The 629-nt window shown below is 82.5% G+C and carries 1 protein-coding gene; it reads right to left on the reverse strand.

The window, feature by feature from the left end:
* Positions 1 to 629 (reverse strand): hypothetical protein (locus tag E2C05_RS33800; protein WP_456306552.1); only part of this gene is annotated, 629 nt, incomplete at both ends.

The raw sequence follows: 629 nt of genomic DNA on the forward strand, positions 1-629 counted from the left end.
GCAGGCCGGGCCGCAGCCGCGGCACCAGGCGGGCGCCGCGCCGCAGCGTCACCTCCGCCTCGCCATCGCCCTCCGACAGCAGCTCGGCCGCGAGGTGGCGGGCGGCGGGCTCGGCCGGCTGCCCCGGCTCCAGGTCGAGCCGGCGCGGGCGCAGGCCGGGATGCTCGTTGGCCAGGACCCGGCCAAGCGCGAAGCAGGCGGCCGCGGCCGGGTCGTGCGGGCCCGCCGCCGGCTGCTGGCCGCCGGCGGTGACCAGCCGGAAGCCGGCGGCCACGCCCTCCGCCAGGGCGGCCAGCCGGCCGAGATCCGCCAGCGTCCGCGGCAGCGCCGGCCCGCCCCCGGCCAGCACGACCACCAGGCTGTTCTGCAGGGCGGCGGGCGGCAAGGCGGCGGCCTCGGCCAGCTCATGCTGGGCGATGCTGGCGCCGCGCGCCTGCAGCTGCAGCGCCAGCGGCCCCCGCAGCCAGGCCATGGCGGCATCGGCGACGAGGGCGATGCGGCGCAGGCTGGGCGCCGCCAGCACCTGCGCGCCCTCCGGCGCCCGGCCGGCCAGCAGCAGGGCGGGCCAGGGCGCGGCCAGGAGCGGCAGCGCCTCGGTCCCCGTCCAGCCGGCGGCGGCGAGGGCGCCC

Source organism: Paracraurococcus ruber, from assembly GCF_004353985.1.
Lineage (GTDB): Bacteria > Pseudomonadota > Alphaproteobacteria > Acetobacterales > Acetobacteraceae > Paracraurococcus > Paracraurococcus ruber.